Source organism: Enterobacter sp. DNB-S2 (assembly GCF_019443845.1).
In the GTDB taxonomy this organism is placed as follows: domain Bacteria; phylum Pseudomonadota; class Gammaproteobacteria; order Enterobacterales; family Enterobacteriaceae; genus Enterobacter; species Enterobacter asburiae_B.
On sequence record NZ_CP050520.1, the window covers coordinates 3,766,533 to 3,784,670 of the forward strand.

15 protein-coding genes and 1 pseudogene are annotated in these 18,138 nt (G+C 55.8%); 6 read left to right on the plus strand and 10 right to left on the minus strand.

All coding sequences use genetic code 11. From position 1 onward, the window contains the following. Positions 1-6: 6 nt before the first annotated feature. The 5 genes and pseudogenes from bglF to HB664_RS18060 form a co-directional block, all read right to left on the minus strand. A pseudogene (gene bglF / locus HB664_RS18040) lies at positions 7-1,973 on the minus strand (PTS beta-glucoside transporter subunit IIABC). 24 nt (positions 1,974-1,997) lie between these two features. Then, positions 1,998-2,831, minus strand: coding sequence for a BglG family transcription antiterminator LicT (gene licT, locus HB664_RS18045; protein WP_032658940.1), 834 nt, complete (start codon positions 2,829-2,831; stop codon positions 1,998-2,000). Between the two features lie 155 nt (positions 2,832-2,986). Continuing rightward, positions 2,987-4,333, minus strand: a complete 1,347-nt coding sequence (locus tag HB664_RS18050) for a carbohydrate porin (RefSeq protein WP_219939941.1) — start codon at positions 4,331-4,333, stop codon at positions 2,987-2,989. Between the two features lie 302 nt (positions 4,334-4,635). Next, on the minus strand, positions 4,636-5,568 hold the full coding sequence (gene dusC, locus HB664_RS18055) for a tRNA dihydrouridine(16) synthase DusC (RefSeq protein ID WP_045888710.1): 933 nt from the start codon (positions 5,566-5,568) through the stop codon (positions 4,636-4,638). A 41-nt stretch (positions 5,569-5,609) separates the two neighbouring features. After that, positions 5,610-6,407: a helix-turn-helix domain-containing protein gene (locus HB664_RS18060; protein WP_219939942.1), complete on the minus strand. Its 798-nt coding sequence runs from the start codon at positions 6,405-6,407 to the stop codon at positions 5,610-5,612. A gap of 59 nt (positions 6,408-6,466) precedes the next feature. Between HB664_RS18060 and HB664_RS18065 the strand changes: the two genes are divergently transcribed. The 6 genes from HB664_RS18065 to HB664_RS18090 all read left to right on the plus strand — a co-directional run bounded on the left by HB664_RS18065 (position 6,467) and on the right by HB664_RS18090 (position 11,832). Beyond that, positions 6,467-7,183, plus strand: a complete 717-nt coding sequence (locus HB664_RS18065; protein ID WP_033146027.1) for a type 1 glutamine amidotransferase — start codon at positions 6,467-6,469, stop codon at positions 7,181-7,183. A 191-nt stretch (positions 7,184-7,374) separates the two neighbouring features. After that, the gene (locus HB664_RS18070; protein WP_023312463.1) at positions 7,375-7,770 is read left to right on the plus strand and encodes a CidA/LrgA family protein; all 396 of its coding nucleotides are present in this window, start codon (positions 7,375-7,377) and stop codon (positions 7,768-7,770) included. Next, a complete protein-coding gene (locus HB664_RS18075; protein WP_029740398.1) occupies positions 7,767-8,462 on the plus strand; it encodes a CidB/LrgB family autolysis modulator in 696 nt (231 codons plus the stop codon). Before HB664_RS18070 ends, HB664_RS18075 begins: the two co-directional genes overlap by 4 nt. A gap of 129 nt (positions 8,463-8,591) precedes the next feature. Then, complete coding sequence (cdd, locus tag HB664_RS18080) at positions 8,592-9,476, plus strand: cytidine deaminase (protein WP_087823027.1); 885 nt, start codon at positions 8,592-8,594, stop codon at positions 9,474-9,476. 126 nt (positions 9,477-9,602) lie between these two features. Further along, positions 9,603-10,319 carry an outer membrane permeability protein SanA gene (gene sanA / locus HB664_RS18085; RefSeq protein WP_008500918.1) on the plus strand — a complete coding sequence of 239 codons (717 nt, stop codon included), beginning with the start codon at positions 9,603-9,605 and terminating at the stop codon, positions 10,317-10,319. 124 nt (positions 10,320-10,443) lie between these two features. After that, positions 10,444-11,832 carry a glutamine synthetase family protein gene (locus tag HB664_RS18090; protein ID WP_219940845.1) on the plus strand — a complete coding sequence of 463 codons (1,389 nt, stop codon included), beginning with the start codon at positions 10,444-10,446 and terminating at the stop codon, positions 11,830-11,832. A gap of 49 nt (positions 11,833-11,881) precedes the next feature. Here HB664_RS18090 and mglC read toward each other — a convergent pair whose 3' ends face one another. The 5 genes from mglC to yeiB all read right to left on the minus strand — a co-directional run bounded on the left by mglC (position 11,882) and on the right by yeiB (position 18,137). Next, the gene (gene mglC / locus HB664_RS18095) at positions 11,882-12,892 is read right to left on the minus strand and encodes a galactose/methyl galactoside ABC transporter permease MglC (protein WP_008500921.1); all 1,011 of its coding nucleotides are present in this window, start codon (positions 12,890-12,892) and stop codon (positions 11,882-11,884) included. Between the two features lie 15 nt (positions 12,893-12,907). Next, positions 12,908-14,428 (minus strand): galactose/methyl galactoside ABC transporter ATP-binding protein MglA, encoded by a 1,521-nt coding sequence (gene mglA / locus HB664_RS18100; RefSeq protein ID WP_023312467.1) that lies wholly within the window; start codon positions 14,426-14,428, stop codon positions 12,908-12,910. Positions 14,429-14,507: 79 nt separating this feature from the next. After that, the gene (gene mglB, locus HB664_RS18105) at positions 14,508-15,506 is read right to left on the minus strand and encodes a galactose/glucose ABC transporter substrate-binding protein MglB (protein WP_023312468.1); all 999 of its coding nucleotides are present in this window, start codon (positions 15,504-15,506) and stop codon (positions 14,508-14,510) included. 295 nt (positions 15,507-15,801) lie between these two features. Next, positions 15,802-16,824 (minus strand): HTH-type transcriptional regulator GalS, encoded by a 1,023-nt coding sequence (galS, locus tag HB664_RS18110; RefSeq protein WP_029740403.1) that lies wholly within the window; start codon positions 16,822-16,824, stop codon positions 15,802-15,804. Positions 16,825-16,979: 155 nt separating this feature from the next. Further along, the gene (gene yeiB / locus HB664_RS18115; protein ID WP_064672840.1) at positions 16,980-18,137 is read right to left on the minus strand and encodes a DUF418 domain-containing protein YeiB; all 1,158 of its coding nucleotides are present in this window, start codon (positions 18,135-18,137) and stop codon (positions 16,980-16,982) included. Position 18,138 lies beyond the last annotated feature (1 nt).

An 18,138-nucleotide genomic window follows, 5' to 3' on the forward strand; every position in this document is an offset into this window, starting at 1 on the left:
CTCCTGTTATTGATGGCTTACGCTGAGTAACGGCGCACCGGCGCTGACGGACGTTGCCGCCACGGTCACCACGTCACGATACTCATCGCTGTTACTGATAATTATCGGGGTCGCCAGGTCGTATCCGGCATCGATAATCGCCTGTCGGTCAAACTCCAGCAGCAGATCGCCGGGCTGTACCCTGTCGCCCACCTTCACGTGGGCGGTAAACGGCCTGCCGTCTAGCTTCACGGTATCGATACCCACGTGGATTAACACTTCAATCCCGCTGTTGCTGAGCAGGCCGATGGCGTGTTTGGTCTGAAACAGCGAGGCCACCACGCCGGCAAACGGGGCCACCACTTTGTTATCGGAGGGAATAATCGCGGCACCGCTGCCCAGCAGGCCGCTGGCAAACGTGGTATCCGGCACCTGGTCGAGCGCCAGAACGGTCCCGGTCATCGGTGCCAGCACATCGTTTTCACCCGCTGGCGCAACCGCCTCGGGCGCTGAGCGTCCCGGCATGCCCGCCACCAGCGTCATGCCGCAGCTCAGCACCAGCGCTACCGCGGTGCCGATCACGCCGCCCCACAGCGTGGCGTTTACCCCACCCGGCGGAATCATCTGGGCGATGGTAAAGATATTGGCGAAGCCGAAGGAGTAAACGTGGGTATCGCTGAAGCCGACAATCGCCCCGCCGATAGCTCCCGCCACGCAGCCAAAGATAAACGGGCGGCGCAGCGGCAGGTTTACGCCATACACAGCGGGTTCGGTGATACCAAATATCCCGGCCGTTACCGATGAACCCGCCAGCATCTTCTGACGGGCATCGCGGGTACGCAGGAAGATCCCCAGCGCTGCCCCCACCTGGCCAAACACTGCGGGCAATAGCATTGGCAGCATGGAGTCATGCCCCAGCACCGCCAGGTTGTTGATCATCAGCGGCACCAGCCCCCAGTGCAGGCCAAAAATAACGCAGACCTGCCACAGCGCGCCCATCGCCGCGCCCGCCAGCCACGGTGCCAGAACGTAAATGCTCTGATAGCCGTTCGCCAGCATCTGGCTCAGCCAGGTCGCCAGCGGCCCGATAACGAGGAAAGTCAGCGGCACGGTCACGCCCAGACAGATCAGCGGCGCGAAGAAGTTTTTCATCGAGGATGGCAGCAGCCTGGTGCTCTGCTTTTCCAGCCAGCAGCTGACCCACGCGGCGAGAATAATCGGGATCACCGACGAGCTGTAGTTAAACCAGGTGACGGGAATGCCCAAAAAGGCGTCCGATACCGCGCCCGGCTGCTGGCTGGCGTTAAACGCCGCAATCATCATCGGATGGGTGAGCGCCCCGCCGATGACCATGGTAATAAACGGGTTGCCGCCGAATTTTTTCCCGGCGGTATAGCCCAGCACCAGCGGGAAGAAGAAGAACAGCGCGTCGCTGGCGGCGAACCAGATTTTATAGGTGCCGCTCTCAGTGCTGAGCCAGCCGCACACAACGGCCAGCGCCAGCAGCCCTTTCAGAATACCGGACGCGGCCAGAATGCCGATAAACGGGGTGAAGATCCCGGAGACGATGTCAATCAGGCGGCCCAGCAGATTCCCTTTTTCGCCCCTCTCTTCTACGACGGGCGCGTCATCGGTAAGGCCTGCCTCATTGCGCACCGCCTGCCAGACGTCGTGGACGTGGTTGCCAATCACTACCTGAAACTGGCCGCCGCTTTCGACCACCATGATCACGCCCGGGTTTTTCTTCAGCCCTTCCGCATCCGCCCGTTGATTCTCTTTCAGTTTGAAGCGAAGCCGGGTCGCGCAGTGTACAAGACTGACGATGTTCTCTTTTCCGCCAACGTGGCCGAGAATATCCTTCGCTAAAGCCTGGTATTCCATCTCGATTTCCTTACATCCGATGCCTGCAGGCACCTGTTGACTGAGTACAAAAAATAAAAAAACCCGAGAACGACCTTCTGACGAAGGCCGCGCTCAGGTTTTGCCTGCGTGATGCAGTAACAATCCTGTTTTGAGGCTTAACGCCCCTCTTTTCTCACCCGCTCGATATGAATAGCGAGGAACATAATTTCTTCGGTCGTCAGCTCGCGCTGATAGCTTTTGTTCAGGTGCTGGGCGATTTTCTCGGCGCATTTCCACGCTTTCGCGTAGTTGTCTTTTACTGCCGTATGCAGCGAGACATCGTCATCTTCCACCACGGTGCGTGTCAGCATCCGCTGGGCAAAAAACTTCAGGTGGGTGACGAAACGCTGATAGCTGAGCGAGTCTTCATCATACTCAAGCTGCAGCTGATACTTCACCAGCTGCAGGATCTCCTGCATCACCCGCGTCACGTGCATCACTTCCGGCATTTCGCTGTTCAGCTGCGCGGTGACCAGATGCAGCGCGATAAACCCGGCCTCATCCTCTTCCAGCTCGACGTTCAGGCGTCTGGCAATAATGGCCCGCGCCTCCTGCCCTAATTCGAACTCCTTCGGATACAGCCGTTTAATATCCCACAGCAGCACGTTTTTGATGGCCAGCCCGTTCTTCTGCCGCTCAATCGCAAAGTAGCAGTGGTCGGTGAGGGTGATATACAAACTCTCCTGCAGCTTGCCCAGCCGCTGCGCCGCCAGCCCGATGATGCGGTCGCAGGTGGTCATCACCTCCAGCGGAATTTGACTCAGCAACTCCCCGAGTCGACGCACCAGCTCATCGCTTTGCAGCGCAAACACCTTTTCAACCAACGCGGTATCCAGCGCTTCGCCGACGCGCTTCTGAAAGGCCAGCCCACGGCCCATCACCACCTGTTCGCGCCCGCGCTCATCCTGAACAACCACCACGTTATTATTGAGTATCTTGGCGATTTTCATCTGAACCCCAGAAACAAAAAAACCTGACCTCCGGCAGATGCCAGAAAATCAGGTTTTGCCTGCCTAAGCAGTAACAATCCAGTTCTGGCACTCTATCAGTTTCATTCATAGCCTCAATGCATCACGCGTCAGAAACGTGACGCGGATCGACATTGCTAGAACGTCACGACAGTTTTCAGCTCCGTCACCCAGGCATCCTGCGTCCGGGATACGCCGCCGGGATGGTGCCAGTACTGAATGCCCGGTTGCAGTTCAAGCCACGACACTGGACGAAAACGGTAGTAAAACTCGCCGTTCAGGGAGTGGCCTGGCTCCGGGTGATACGCCGGATCGTTATAGTCCGACACGCCGCTCAGGCTGTTCATATAGCGCTGGTTGCGGGCGTACTGGCTGCTCATATCAATCCAGGTTAGCCCGAAGCCAATCCAGTCTTCCGGCCGCGCGTCAAAAAGCCCGCGGTAGCGCAGCGAGGCGGCGTAAACCTGGTGCATGTAGTTGGTACTCTGATCCGCAAGGCTCATGCTGAAAGAGGTGCTCAACCCGCGATTCGGGTCATCCTGATGCTGCGTAAGCTGCTGGTTCAGCCCGGCGTACATGAACCAGGTCCGGCTGTGGGTATCAAAGCCGTTCGGGTCCGTCGCGCCCGCCCCGCCGGATTTGCCGCGATAGAGATCGGTTTGCGGCGCGTTGGTAAACACCACGCCCAGGTTATACGCGCCCGGCAGGCCGTTAATCAGCGGACGCGCTTCGATTTCAACCGGCAGTAAGACCCCTTTGCTGCCCTTCGTCGACCAGCTCCACGCGTGGCTGCGGCTGGAGGCCTCGGGATTTTGCTCCATCACGCCGCCCTTCAGGGTCAGCGTCGGCGTTAATTTATACGCAAGCGTGGTGCCCCAGGTGTGAACGTTCCAGTTGTTCCACGTCAGCGAGTTGGCTGACTTCCCGCCGCACTGCGACAGGAGCTGGAAATCACAGGGGGTGATTTGATCGAAGGTCTGCACCTTGTTCATCATCCCGATGCGCCAGGTCAGACGCCGGTCGTCAAAGCTGCGGGCAAAGGTCAGCCAGCCCAGGCGGGTAATGGACTGTCCGCCCCAGCTCTCCTGGGTCAGGTCGTTAAAGTTAACGCGCGGGTCCTGCACGCGTTTGGTGGTGAGGTCGTCATTGTGGTTGCGGTTGACGATGTTCCCCTCGATACGCGCGTCCGGGATACCGGTCCAGCGCTCCAGGTCCTGGTTGAAGGTCAGCGCAAACTGGTCAATATAGGCCACGTGGGAGTCGTGGTTATAGCCACCGCCTCCGTTCCAGCCAATTTCATTCAGATATCCGAGGTTCCAGGTAAAACCGTTATCGTTGAGGATTTTACGTATGCCGAGCATTTCGCCCAGAATAGGCTCCGGAGGAGCTTCAAAGCCTAATACCGTTCCGTTCCAGTCCTGCGCCACCGACAGCGGGGATATCGTCAATAAGGCGAGCGCATAGAGTTTATTTTTATATGCCATGATAACAACCTGTGATTGAGTATTTTGTGCGTAACCGGCCGCAGGAAATTTTTCTATTTCCTGTCGATATTTCATTTTTTTAAAATCAGTAAAAAGCGCTAAGCCAAATTTCTCTCCTGAGTAAACGAGAGGCAAAAAAAAACCTAAGCGCTCCACAGCGAAAATGCTGTGAAACGCTTAGGTTTTGCCTGTTAGCCAGTAACAATCCTGCGTTGAAAACAGTGGCACCTTAACACCGTCGCGCCACGTTGAAAACCAGAACGGTTTTCTGGTTTAAAAAAGTGTGAGCAATTTAACGCTTATTATTTTGACTGAATCACCCTGGCAATATCAGACGAAGTCTGTAATGTCCGAATTTCCTGAAATAATCCCAGCGCTTCATCGTACTCTTTGCGTAAATAACTCAGCCACTGTTTAATTCGCGCGACGTGATACAAACCGGTGTCGCCCTGCTTTTCCAGTCGGCTGTATTTTTGCAGCAGCGTGACGACGTCTGCCCACGGCATTCGCGGCTCGTTATATTTCACCACCCGGCTGAGGTTCGGCACATTCAGGGCGCCGCGACCGATCATCACCGCATCGCAGCCGGTGGCCTTCAGACAGGCCTGCGCGCTCTCGTAGTCCCAGATTTCACCGTTGGCGATGACCGGAATGGTGAGGCGCTTGCGGATCTCACCGATCGCCTGCCAGTTAATGCGCTCGGCCTTGTAACCATCTTCTTTGGTGCGGCCATGCACCACCAGCTCGGTGGCCCCGGCCTGCTGCACCGCATCGGCGATTTCAAACTGCCGCGCGTCGCTGTCCCATCCCAGGCGCACCTTCACCGTCACCGGCAAATGCGAAGGCACGGCCTCACGCATGGCCTTCGCGCCGCGGTAAATCAGCTCAGGATCTTTCAGCAAGGTCGCCCCGCCGCCGCTGCCGTTGACCAGCTTCGACGGGCAGCCGCAGTTGAGATCCACCCCGTAAGAGCCCAGCTCAACCGCGCGGGCGGCGTTTTCCGCCAGCCATTCGGGGTACTGGCCGAGCAGCTGAATACGCACCAGCGTGCCGGAAGAGGTCCGGCTCTGGTTGTGCAGCTCGGGGCACAGGCGGAAGAAGGATTTTACCGGCAACAGCATATCGACCACGCGCAGAAACTCCGTCACGCAGAGATCGTAATCGTTCACCTCGGTCAGAAGCTCGCGCACGAGGGAGTCGAGCACGCCTTCCATTGGGGCCAGTAAAACACGCATAGCAGTACCTGTGAAAAAAGACGCGCTATAGTAGCCGCTCTCTATATCGCTGGGAAGCGCTTCTGTTCAGGGAGAAAGTCAGCCGGCGTTGCCCCCACAATGGCGCGAAACGCCGCCGCAAATGCCGCCTGCCCGGAAAACCCCAGCATCCAGGCCACCTGTTTAACCGGGTATCCATTGGCGAGCAGGTCCAGCGAGGCACAAATCCTTGCGCGCTGTCGCCAGGCCCGGAAGCTAAAGCCGGTATCTTTGATAAACGCGCGTGAGAATGTGCGTTCAGACATCGCGGCCTGTTCCGCCAGCCTCTCCATCGAAACGTCCCAGAGATTGTTGGCAATGATGTCACAGGCAACGCGATGTAACCGCTCATCTACGGGCATCGGTAATTCCGCCGAAATCTGCTGCGCCTCGCTGAGGATTTCGAGCAGCAAAACGGCCATGCTGCGCTGGCTGGCTGGCCGGTATTGCGCACTGAACAGCCCGGCAATCAGCTCTTTGAACAACGCCGTCGCCATAATCACGTGAACCTCTTCTTTCCGTTTAAAAGATCGGCATTGCGATATCAGCGCGGGGCTAAACCAGACCGCGCGGAGCTCCGTTGCGGATAACACGCTGTAGGTATGCTCCTGAAAGGGAGGGATCCAGAGCGCGCGCTGTGGCGGTATGACCCAACGCTTATTGCCGGTTTCGACCAGCATCACCCCTTTGATGGCAAACAAAAGTTGCCCCTGTGGATGCTGGTGAGGGGGATCCACTTCGCCGCGCGTATAGCTAATAGCCCCTCTGGACCATCCGATGGCATCGTCGTGAATTGGCGTTTTATCGATAACGGTTGGCATTTCACATTCCTCCCTTCCTCTTATGATGCTGCTTGTACACGTAACCGGAGAGAGACGCAATGCACATTCATTTTATCATTCATGAATATTTCGAAGCGCCAGGCGCATATGAAGTCTGGGGGGAAAATCGCGGCTGTAGTATGAGCTACTCCAGAGTTTATCAGGGCGATCCGTTACCCGAGGATCTGCAGAGCACAGACTTGCTTATCATCATGGGAGGCCCGCAGTCACCTGCCACCACGCTTCAGGAGTGCCCCTGGTTTGACGCGCAGGCGGAAATGCGGCTCATCGGCCGCGCAATAGAGGCAGGTAAAACGGTGATTGGCGTTTGTCTGGGCTCGCAGCTTATCGGTGAAGCGCTGGGCGCAGCGTTTTGCCATAGCCCGGAAAAAGAGATCGGCAAATTTCCCGTCAGGCTCACAGATGCTGGCAAGGCGAACCCGCTGTTTGAGGATTTTGGCCACGAGCTGAACGTCGGACACTGGCATAACGACATGCCAGGGTTGACGCCGCAGGCTAAAGTGCTGGCTTACAGCGAGGGCTGCCCCCGTCAGATCGTGCAATATGGCGAACGGGTTTACGGTTTTCAGTGTCATATGGAACTGACGCCGGAGGTGGTTGAGCTGCTGATTGAACATTCGCAGAACGATCTCCGCCGCGCGGCTGAATTTCGTTTTGTCGAAACGGCGGAAAAACTTCGCTCGCATGATTATCAAGAAATGAATCAGGTGCTGTTTTCTTTTCTGGATAAACTCGTCGCCCAACGCGAGGCCTGACTCAGAGGCATTTCTCTGGCTCGTCACTTCGCCACCGCACGCCCTTTCCTCTAAACTGTAGCCTGCCCCTGTGCGGTGATACCGGACGTTCCATTCTGGAATGTCTGGTATGCTCAAATTTCATGATGTGATCCGTGGCACATTTTTGGGTTTAATTGTATGATGAATGCGTTTCAGCAAGGACTATCACCATGAGCAAATCATTGAACATTATCTGGCAATATCTGCGCGCATTCGTCCTGATTTACGCCTGCCTGTACGCCGGGATTTTCATCGCGTCGCTGCTGCCGATCGTCATTCCCGGCAGCATTATCGGTATGCTGATCCTCTTCGTTTTGCTGGCGCTGCAAATCCTGCCCGCAAAATGGGTCAACCCCGGCTGCTTCGTCCTCATTCGCTACATGGCGCTGCTTTTCGTGCCCATCGGCGTCGGGGTCATGCAGTATTTTGATTTGCTCAAAGCCCAGTTCGGCCCGATTGTGGTCTCCTGCGCGGTCAGTACGCTGGTGGTTTTCCTTGTGGTGAGCTGGAGTTCGCATCTGGTGCATGGCGAACGTAACGTGGTCGGGGAGAAAACAAAAAAATGATGGCCAATATCTGGTGGTCGCTGCCGTTAACCCTGGCGGTGTTCTTCGCCGCGCGCAAGCTTGCCGCACGTTTCAAAATGCCGTTGCTGAACCCGCTGCTGGTGGCGATGGTGGTAATTATTCCGTTCCTGCTTCTCACCGGCATTCCCTACGAACGCTACTTTGCCGGCAGCAAAATTTTAAACGACCTGCTGCAGCCTGCCGTTGTGGCGCTTGCCTTTCCTTTATATGAGCAGCTCCACCAGATCCGCGCCCGCTGGAAATCCATCATTACCATCTGTTTTGTGGGCAGCCTGGTGGCAATGATCACCGGCACGTCGGTGGCGCTGTTGATGGGGGCCTCCCCGCAGATTGCCGCCTCTATTCTGCCTAAATCGGTGACCACGCCTATCGCGATGGCAGTGGGTGGCAGCCTTGGCGGGATCCCGGCCATCAGCGCGATGTGCGTCATTTTCGTCGGTATTCTCGGTGCGGTGTTTGGTCACACCCTGCTGAACGGGATGCGTATTCACACTAAAGCGGCACGGGGGCTGTCAATGGGGACCGCCTCCCACGCCCTGGGCACCGCCCGCTGCGCGGAGCTGGATTATCAGGAAGGGGCGTTTAGCTCCCTGGCGCTGGTGATCTGCGGGATTATCACCTCCCTGCTGGCCCCGTTCATTTTCCCGCTGATTCTGGCGGTGATGGGCTAAAATTTGCGATGCGTCGCGCAAATTTCATTTTGATTTCATAAGTTGCATACATAATGAGAAGTGGATCACATATAAAGCCCTGACGGCTCCGTAAACTACCGATCCATTAACCTTTATGAGGCAAACGCCATGCACCCACGTTTTCAAGCTGCTTTCGCCCAGCTTGCAGAGAATTTGCAGTCAGCCTTGGCTCCCGTTCTGGCAGATGCACACTTCCCCGCCCTGCTGACCGCTGAGCAGGTCACGATGCTGAAACAGGCAACGGGACTGGACGAAGACGCGCTGGCTTTCGCACTGCTTCCCCTGGCTGCCGCCTGCGCGCGGGCCGATCTCTCCCACTTTAACGTCGGGGCCATTGCGCGCGGCGTCAGCGGAACCTGGTACTTCGGTGGCAATATGGAGTTCCTGGGCGCGACCATGCAGCAAACGGTTCACGCCGAGCAGAGCGCCATCAGCCACGCCTGGCTGCGCGGTGAAAAAGCCCTGAGCGCCATTACCGTTAACTATACCCCCTGTGGCCACTGCCGTCAGTTTATGAACGAGCTGAACAGCGGGCTGCAGCTGCGCATCAACCTGCCGGGCCGCGCGCCGCATACGCTGGGGGATTATCTGCCGGACGCCTTTGGTCCGAAAGATCTGGAGATCAAAACGCTGCTGATGGACGATCAGGACCACGGTTACGCCCTGTCCGGCGATGACCTGAGCCAGGCGGCCATTTGCGCGGCGAACAAAAGCCACACGCCGTACAGCAAATCCCCGAGCGGCGTGGCGCTGCAGTGCCGCGATGGCCGGATCTTTAGCGGCAGCTACGCGGAAAACGCCGCGTTTAACCCAACCCTGCCACCGCTGCAGGGCGCGCTTAATCTGCTGAGCCTGAACGGCTATGACTATCCGGACATTCAGCGCGCTATTCTGGCAGAAATTGCCGATGCGCCGTTGATTCAGTGGGATGCGACCGCCGCGACGCTTAAAGCGCTGGGCTGCACGACGATTGACCGCGTACTGCTTGCGTAATCCTTCCGGCGGGCAGAAATGCCCGCCAGTTTGCTGAAAAACCCCTCAGTTGAGTCGCTGTTTCTTGCGCTAACCAGGCGGGTAAAGTAGCCTGAGTTAAATTTCATCCACGAACGAGCCATCTCCATGTTAAAGCGCGTTTTTTACAGCCTGTCTGTCCTGGTCGGCATACTGCTGTTGATCGTGCTGGGTCTCGACCGCTGGATGAGCTGGAAAACCGCCCCCTACATCTTTGATGACCTGCAGGACCTGCCCTATCGTCAGGTTGGCGTGGTGCTCGGCACCGCCAAGTATTACCGCACCGGCGTGATCAACCAGTATTACCGTTACCGCATTCAGGGCGCGCTGAACGCCTACAACAGCGGCAAGGTGAACTACCTGCTGCTGAGCGGCGATAACGCGCTGCAAAGCTACAATGAACCGGTGACGATGCGTAAGGACCTGATTGCCGCGGGCGTGGACCCTGCCGATATCGTGCTCGACTACGCCGGATTCCGCACCCTGGACTCCATCGTGCGCACGCGTAAAGTCTTCGATACCAACGACTTCATCATCATCACCCAGCGCTTCCACTGCGAGCGTGCGCTGTTTATCGCGCTGCATATGGGCATTCAGGCGCAGTGTTACGCGGTGCCGTCGCCAAAGGACATGCTGAGCGTGCGCGTCCGTGAGTTCGGCGCGCGCTTTGGCGCCCTGGCCGATCTGTATATATTCAAACGCGAACCGCGCTTTTTAGGCCCGCTGGTGCCGATTCCGGCGATGCACGAAGTGCCGGAAGACGCGCAGGGTTACCCGGCCGTCACGCCCGAGCAGCTGCTGGATATGCAGAAAAAGGAGAAATAACAGGACCGCCTTTATACTTTCTTTACGCCGGGCCTGACGCTTTTTATCCCCCCTTTACGTCGGCTCTTTTAAGCTGAGTTCACTGCCGCTACGGCTTCATTGAAGAATGACTATGAACTCAATAATGAATGCGTTTTTCCTCAAAAGTCTCCGTCCGTATTTTAACTTTCCCGGTTTATCACTTCCTGGCGCACTCAATTCCGGTCTCTGGCTTGATGAAAAAATTGACGCCCTGCAGCACAACATTTCAGTGGAAGTAGCGGATTATCTGGAACGTTACCCGCAGACGAAACACATTGACGTTTACCTGAACGATATCAACGGCACGATGCGCGGCAAGCGTCTGTCGGTGGAGAGCATGCTGAGCCTGGAAAAAGGCTGTTATTTTCCCCTTTCGGTCTACTCGATGGATCAGAAAGGAAAAATCGCCGCCCCGCTGCATGATGAGCCGGACCGACTCTGCGTTCCTGTCGCCGGCTCCCTGCGCCCCTGCCCGCAAGATCCGCAGCACAACGCGCAGATCCTGCTGACGATGAAAGACAGCGACGACACCCCCTGCCCGCTTGAGCCGCGCGTGATACTGCAGAACGTGCTGGCCCGCTTCCACCAGCACGGCCTCTTCCCGGTGATTGCCCCGGAAATCGAGTTCTATCTGACAGGGCATGAAGATCGGGATCCACAAAATCAGGGCTGTTTTCACATGGATACTACGACGGCCCACGCGGCGTTGTTTGACGAGCTGGAACAGCTGGCGCACCTGCAGCGCATCCCGCTGTCCGGGATCGTGGCGGAAGCCGAGTCCGGTCAGTACGAATTAAACCTGAAGCACAGCCATCGCGTCGTTGAGGTCTGCGATAACGTGCTGGCGCTTCGTCGCCTGACCCGTTACGTTGCCGAAAAGCACGGCCTGCAGGCCAACTTTATGGCGAAGCCTTTCAGCCAGCTGTCCGGCAGCGGTTTGCACTTCCATTTCAGCCTGAACAATCGTCACGGCGAAAACGTCTTTGCTTCCCCGGTGAACGCGCTTAACAGCATGATGCGTTTGTGCATCGCGGGGCAGCTGGCGCTGATGCCCGCCTCCGTCGCCATTCTTGCGCCGGGCGTCAACGCGTTTCGTCGCCTGCGTAAAAACCTGACGGAGCCCGTATTTAACTCCTGGGGCTATAACACCCGCTCCGCCGCCCTGCGTATTCCCTGCTCGGATGACCGCAACCGTCGTATCGAGTACCGGCTGGCCGGGGCCGATGCCAATCCCTATCTGGTGGCAGCCACTATCCTGACCGGCATGCTGTACGGGCTGGAAAAGACCGACGACGAGGATTTGCCCGAACCGCAGCACGATCGTCCCGAACTGCCGCTGTTTCAACAGGAGGCGATTGAGACCTTTGCCCGCTGTCAGTACCTCACCGACAGCCTGGGCGACGCCTTTTCCGAACAGTGGGTCGCCTGCAAGCTCTCTGAACTCGACTGGTTTGAGCGCATCGTGACCCGAGAGGAGTCACTGCTGGCATAAGTCATAAAAAAGCCCGCTCGATGAGCGGGCCGGATATCGCGAGGAGCAATTACTTCTTACGCGCGTACTTCAGTGAATCCAGCGCGACCGCGAAGATAATGATGGCGCCTTTGATGATGTACTGCCAGTACGGGTTCACGCCGATATAGGTCAAGCCGTAGTTGATGACGGTGAAGATGATCACACCGGTCACCACGCCCAGTACCGTACCCACGCCGCCGCTGAAGGAGACGCCGCCCACCACGCAGGCTGCGATTGCATCCAGCTCGTACATGAAGCCAAGGTTGTTGGTTGCAGAGCCGATACGGCCCGCTTCCAGCATCCCGCCGAAGGCGTAGAACACGCCGGACAGGGCATAAATGATGAGCAGGTTCAGGGCAACGTTCACGCCGGAGACTTTCGCCGCTTCCGGGTTACCGCCGATAGCGAAGATGTTTTTACCAAAGCGCGTTTTGTTCCACAGGATCCAGACGAAGGCCACCGCAATCAGCGCATAGAAGGTGATATACGACAGGCGGAAGCTGCCCAGCGCGATGAACCCTTGCGTAAAGGTCGAGAAGCCGCTGTCAAAACCCGAGATTGGGGAAGCACCGACAAAGTCGTAGTACAGGGAGTTGATACCGTAAACGATGATCATCGTACCCAGCGTGGTGATAAACGGCGTCACGTTCAGGTAGGCGATGATGATACCGTTGATCAGACCAATCACCGCACCGATGGCGCAGACAATCAGGATCACCACGAAAATCGGCATGGTGGCCATTTCCGGGAAGACCTTGTTGGCGTTTTCCATCGACTGCAGCAGGGTTGCCGCGATAACCGCCGCCAGACCCACCTGGCGACCGGCAGAAAGGTCCGTCCCCTGGGTTACGATCAGACCCGCCACGCCCAGCGCAATGATAATACGCACGGAGGACTGGGTCAGAATGTTACTCAGGTTCAGCAGGCTTAAGAACGTAGGGTCCTGGAAAATGATGATAGCCAGCAGTACTAAAAGAACAACGTAAATACCGCCTTCTTTCAGGTAAGTGAGAAAACTTTTTTTATTTAACGCACTCATGAGGAGCCCCTGATCTTAAAGGTGCAAAGACGCAAGACGCAAAATTTCGTTTTGCGTTGTCGTTTTGGTGTCAACAATACCGGCAACGAGACCATTGCTCATAACCAGAATACGATCCGTGATCCCTAACAATTCCGGCATTTCGGAAGAAATAATAATGATCCCTTTATTCTTTTTCGCCAGCTCGGCAATCAGCTGATAAATTTCAAACTTCGCGCCGACGTCAATGCCGCGGGTCGGTTCATCCAGCATCAGAATTTCTGGCTGGGTTAATAACCAACGTCCGATAATGACTTTCTGCTGGTTACCGCCTGACAGAGAACCAATTTGGGTGCGGTGTCCTGGCGTTTTCACGCGCATGGAGTCAATAACCCATTGGGTATCGCTCTTCATGCGGGAGTTATCCAGCAGCCCGACTTTGTTTTTGTAATTGCGAATGTTAGAAATTAACGAGTTGAAGTTAATATCCAGATAGGCATAAATACCGGTCGAACGACGCTCTTCCGTCACCAGCGCAAAACCATTATTAATGGCTTCGTTGGCGTTGTGGTTGTTAATTTTCTTACCGTGCAGCGTAATAGTGCCTTCGGCTTTCTCACGGATACCGAACAGGGTTTCCACGATATCGGTACGTTTTGCCCCGACCAGACCGGCAATCCCCAGGATTTCGCCCTTATGCAGGTCGAAGGAGACATCGCGAATAGACGGCTGACGTAACGAGGTCAGATTACGCACTTCCAGGATCACTTCGCCCGGCTTGTTTTCTTTGTCCGGGAAGCGCTGGTTCAGGGAACGGCCGACCATCATGGCGATGATCTTGTCCATGTCCAGCCCTTCCAGCGGCTGCGTAGCAATCCACTGACCGTCGCGCAGAATGGTAATCTCATCGCACAGCTGGAAGATCTCTTCCATTTTGTGGGAGATATACACAATGCCGCAGCCGCGATCTTTTAGCTTACGAATAATGGTAAAAAGGTGATTAACCTCTTTTTCCGTTAATGACGATGTCGGTTCGTCCATAATGACGATTTTCGCATCATAGGAGAACGCTTTGGCGATTTCGATCATCTGCATCTGGGAGACGGATAATGTTCCCACGCGTGCGCGCGGATCGATATCAATATCCAGCTCATCAAAAATCGCTTTGGTGTCGCGATACATTTTGTCCTGATCGACAAAGACACCCTTGGTTGGATAACGCCCCAACCACATGTTATCCATGACTGAACGCTGCAGCACCAGGTTTAATTCCTGATGAACCATCGAGATACCGTTTTCCAGTGCTTCTTTCGCTGAATGGAAATCGATCTCTTTCCCCTGAAAAAGAATGCTGCCAGAATCTTTTTGATAGATCCCAAAAAGACATTTTAATAATGTTGATTTACCCGCACCGTTCTCCCCCATCAGGGCATGAATAGAGTGAGGACGAACTTTTAAATTAACATTATCGAGTGCCTTAACGCCGGGAAATGACTTGTTGATACCGCTCATTTCCAACAGGTATTCACCGGATGACTGAGTATTTGTGCTGACCATAATTATACCTTGTTGGCCTCGCATATCGCGTTATAAAAGGGCGCAACGAATTGCGCCCAGTGGAGACAGTACCGCTAACTTATTTACCGATAAACTCAGCCAGGTTGGACTGGTCTACGCCCACGTAAGGTACGCGAACGATTTTGTTTTCAATTTTCCAGCTGGTGCCATCAGCCGCGCCTTTGCCATCGGCCAGGTTTTTCGCCAGATCGAAGGTCGCTTTCGCCTGGTTGTTGGCATCATTCAGAACGGTACCGGCCATCGCACCGGATTTAACCAGCGCCAGCGCTTCTGGCAGTGCATCTACGCCGAATACCGGGATGGAGGATTTGTTGTGTGCTTTCAGCGCTTCTACCGCACCCATTGCCATCGCATCGTTGTTGGCGATAACCACTTCGATTTTGTTCGCGTTAGGGCCGGACAGCCACGCGTCCATCTTATCTTTCGCCTGAGCGGTATCCCACATCGCGGTATCTAACGCCAGCTGCTGGGTTTTCAGACCCTTGTCGTTCAGCTCTTTGATAACGTAAGTGGTACGGGCTTCAGCATCCGGGTGGCCGGGTTCGCCTTTCAGCAGCACGAACTGAATCTGACCGTCTTTGTTCAGGTCCCAGTTCGGGTTCGCCGCCCAGTGTTTCGCGATCAGATCGCCCTGAATAATACCGGACTCTTTGGAGTCGGTACCGACGTAATACGCTTTGTCGTAGCTATCCAGCGCTTTACGGGAAGGTTCTTTGTTGAAGAAGACGATTGGCACGTTCTGGCCGCGCGCTTTTTCAATAACCGTGCCTGCTGCAGCCGGGTCAACCAGGTTGATGGCCAGGGCTTTCACGCCTTTCGCCAGCAGAACGTCGATCTGGTCGTTCTGTTTGGACTGGTCGTTCTGGGAGTCGTTCATCAGCAGCTGAACGTCTGGCGCTGCTTTCGCATCTTTCTCAATAGCTTTACGTACAACAGACATGAAGTTGTCGTCGTATTTATAGATGGTCACACCAATACGGGTATCCGCAGCGTGCGCTGCTGCACCAAAAAGCATGCTTGCCATTACGGCAGACAGGGTCAACACCTTCTTATTCATGGTATCTCCGGTTTTTTTTATGCAGGGTAGTTCTTGTGAATAACGATCGGCGGGCAGGTGTTAATAAAACGTTACTGACAGCCGAAGTTCACTTATAAAATTTCTATCTTCCGTGTTCGGTAACGCTCCAGAAATGCGTTTTATTCGTTGTTTGCGGCACATTGGCTATAGTGAAAGTGAATAATCACCGTTACATAGCGTTTCAGCCCCTAAAACGCTGACATCATAGTCAGCGCCTTGTTAAGATACTGTGAATTTACTCACAGATTGAAAACGGTTACATCACCTCAAGTAATCAGTTAGTGATCGGAACCACAATTTGCCGGGCCGCGACGGAGTGCCGACGCACTAAAGTCGGCATGAAACAGTGCGTTGCGCCCGGATCCAGCAGCCCTGCAGCCCCCTGTAACGCCAGCTCAGTCGCCAGTTTCGCCATAGAAGCAATGGGGTAACGCACCGTTGTCAGCTGCGGGTCGGTGTAACGGGCAATCGGGATATCATCAAAACCAATGAGTGATAAATGCTGTGGCACCGCAATGCCGTTATCTTTCAGCGCCGTCAGGGCGCCTGCCGCCATGCTGTCGTTATAGGCAAACACCGCAGTAAGCTGCAGGTTGCGGCCCAGCAGCTCCACCATCGCCGCCTCACCGCCCTGCATGTCCGGTGTACCGGTGCCTGTCCAGCTTTCTGACGGCGTAATGCCGTGCTCTTTCAGGGCGTTTTGCCACCCCTCGCGCCGCAGGTCGTCATCTTCAATATGATGGCTGGAGGCCAGATAGCCGATCCGCTGATGCCCGTTGTTGATGAGCATTTTCGTCGCCATCATGGCGCCGCTGACGTTATCCAGCCCGACGCAGCGATGGGCATAGCCGGGGACGATGCGGTTGATCAACACCATGCCCGGGATCTGATCCATAAAGCCGGTTAGCTCTTCATCGCTCAAGGCTTTTGAATGGACAATCAAGGCGTTACAGCGCTGGCGGATCAGCACTTCAATGGCATGTCGCTCCTTTTCCGCCTCATGATAGCTATTGCCGATCAGGACATATTTCTGATGCTGCTGGGCGACCACGTCGACCGCTTTGACCAGCGCGCCGAAAAAGGCATCCGATACATCCATTACCACCACGCCGATGGTGTCGCTGACCTGCGTCGCAAGCGCCTGGGCATTGGCATTTGGCCGGTACCCGAGCTGGGTCACGGCTTTCATTACGGTTTCACGGGTTTCAGGGCTGACCAGCGCGCTATTGTTCAGCACGCGTGAGACGGTAGCCACAGAAACGCCCGCCTGACGGGCGACGTCACGAATGGTGATCATATTCACCATCCTTCAAAGGATTGCAGCAACTCACAGACACCCCCTGTGTTTAGCAAGGTGGCTATTTTGGCAGCGAGAGAAAGGGGACTACGTGAAGAAGCTCACACTCATGAAAACGCTTACATCCGTTTTGTTAATGATTGTGATCCAGATCGTTATCTGGATGTGTTCCTCAATGATACCCCTGAAGCATGTGCGGTTAACTGACGCCACACCCACTCCAGCGGTCCCTGGCGGAAATAGCGTAGCCAGAGAACAGAAAACGCCAGGTTAATCACCCAGACCGGAATAACAAACGCCAGCAGCGTGAGGCGGTCGAATTTCATAAACAGGCCAAAGCGATAGAAAAGCGTGGTGCATATCAGCGTTTGCAGGAGGTAATTGCTCAACGCCATGCGGCCCACGCAGGCGATAGCGCTGACGATCCACAGGCGGGAAAGCGTTGGCCAGTAGCCATAGATCAGCGCCGCGTAGCCGATGGTCTGGAACGGCGCGCTCAGTTCGCGCGGCACCTGGAGCAGGAACGCGCACCAGCGGTAATCCCAGTGGATATGCCACTGCGTGATTACCGCCGGGAGGTTAATCAGCACGCCGATCAGCACCAGCCCGACACCCGTTCGCCGATAGTGACGCAGGCTGAACTCCCCTTTCAGCCAGCCGGTGCGCATCAGTGACGCCCCCATCAGCATCATGCCCGCCAGCTGCCAGCCGTATTGCGCGCCCAGCGCAAGGAGGTTATCCCCCAGCATATCCGCGCGGTTGCTTATCGCTTCCGTACCGCCTTTCAGCTTCCAGTACTGTTCGTACTGCAGGTTAGCGGCATCCGGGATCCAGGAACGGTTCGTCGCCTCGCCGGAGATCATCCCCAGCAGCAGCAGGACCCCAAGCCCCATGACATAGAGCATCACGCCGGTGTTAAACAGGCTTTTTACGCTGTGCGCATCGCGAATCAGACGCCAGCAGATGAGCCCGACTAACCCATACGCGAGAAGAATATCGCCGTCCCAGAAGAACAGGCCGTGGATAAAGCCGAGGAGAACCAGCAGCGTCAGGCGCGACTGGATCCAGCGCGTACCGCGTTTGAGGAGGAGTTGCAGACCTGCACCAAACAGCAGGGCAAACAGCGTGAGAAATTTAACCTGCGCGAAGAGATCGAGGACAGCCCAGGTCCAGGCATCACTGCGCGTGATGTCGCCATACCAGGCAGGATTGAGATAAGCCGCCTTCGGCAGGCCGAAGGCGCTGATATTAAGCAGCAGGATACCGAGAATGGCGACGCCGCGAACAAAATCGAGCGTGACGTTTCGCTCCATG